At 27.0% G+C, this 1,360-nt stretch carries 2 protein-coding genes and 1 pseudogene; all 3 read left to right on the forward strand.

The features are described 5' to 3' along the window. Positions 1-199 (forward strand): annotated as a pseudogene (locus HMPREF9131_RS08595) (MBOAT family protein); the annotation flags it as partial. Positions 200-317: 118 nt separating this feature from the next. Next, entirely contained in the window at positions 318-641 is a 324-nt protein-coding gene (locus HMPREF9131_RS08855) for a hypothetical protein (RefSeq protein ID WP_255348606.1), read from the forward strand. Positions 642-670: 29 nt separating this feature from the next. Further along, a complete protein-coding gene (locus HMPREF9131_RS08860) occupies positions 671-1,261 on the forward strand; it encodes an MBOAT family O-acyltransferase (protein WP_009345206.1) in 591 nt (196 codons plus the stop codon). Positions 1,262-1,360: the final 99 nt, after the last annotated feature.

Genomic DNA, 1,360 nt, shown 5'->3' on the forward strand with positions numbered 1-1,360 from the left:
TTTGGATAAACATATTGACGACGAAAGAAAAAAGAAGAAAGCTGTTTTTATTTGTTTTGCAATAAATTTAGGCATATTATTTTTCTTTAAATATTTTAATTTTGCACTTAATTCTTTGAATGATATACTTGCAATTTTTCATATACACTCAGTAGGAAGATACTTAAATTTTCTATTGCCTGTGGGGATTTCTTTTTAGTACCTTTCAAGCTCTTGGTTACACCATTGATGTATATAGAAAAGATATAAAAGCCGAGAAAAATTTTATAAATTATGCTCTTTTTGTATCTTTTTTCCCTCAATTAGTAGCAGGACCTATTGAAAGATCAACTAACTTGCTCCCACAAATCAAGAAAAATAGGAAATTTTCTTATGACAATATGGTAATTGGCTTGATATTTATAACTTATGGATATTTTTTAAAACTTGTAATAGCTGATAGAGCTGCCATAGTGGTAAATGGTGTTTTTAATTCAATTGAAAGTTATTCTTCTCTTGTCCTTTTCTTTGCAGCATTTTTGTTCACTATTCAGATATACTGTGATTTTTATTCATACTCAATTATAGCCAAGGGTTCAGCAAAAATTTTGGGTGTTGATTTAATGGATAATTTTAAGGAGCCTTTTTTTCAAAATCTATAGTTGAATTTTGGAGTAGATGGCACATTTCATTGTCCTCGTGGTTTAAAGATTATCTTTATATACCCTTGGGAGGCAACCGCAAAGGAAAATTCAGAAAGTATATAAATTTGTTAATAGTTTTCACAGCAAGTGGACTTTGGCATGGTGCAGAATTGTCTTTTATTGTTTGGGGATTTATAAATGGCCTTTTAATAATCTTTGAAAACATAACGGGGATTCATAAGAAAAAAACTGGTATGTTATTAAACACTTTAAGAATAATTGCTACATATTTAGCTTTTATATTTACTACAATATTTTTTAGAGCGTCTACAACAATGGATGCAATTTTATTTATAAAAAATATTTTCACCTTTGACTTTTCTAAATATGATTTTAACAGTAGTTTAATTGCGCTTAAATTTTCTAATAATGAATTACTCGTTCTTGTGATAAGTATTTTAATCTTATTTTTAGTAGATTTTCTTAAATATAAGGGAATAAAACCGATAAATACGCTTAAAAATATTTATCTTCCAATCAGATGGATTATTTACTTGTTCTTTATTTTTGGAATTTTAATTTTTGGAATTTATGGACCAGGATTTTCAGAATCTCAGTTTATATATTTTCAGTTTTAAGGAAATGGTTGTATGAAAAATTAAAAAAATCTTATTATCATTAATATTTATTGGTCTAGTCCTTTTGGGAATGTATAAAGTTGACGAAATTTTTATGAG

Origin of the sequence: Peptoniphilus sp. oral taxon 836 str. F0141 (assembly GCF_000179335.1) — a bacterium.
GTDB lineage: Bacteria > Bacillota > Clostridia > Tissierellales > Peptoniphilaceae > Peptoniphilus_A > Peptoniphilus_A lacrimalis.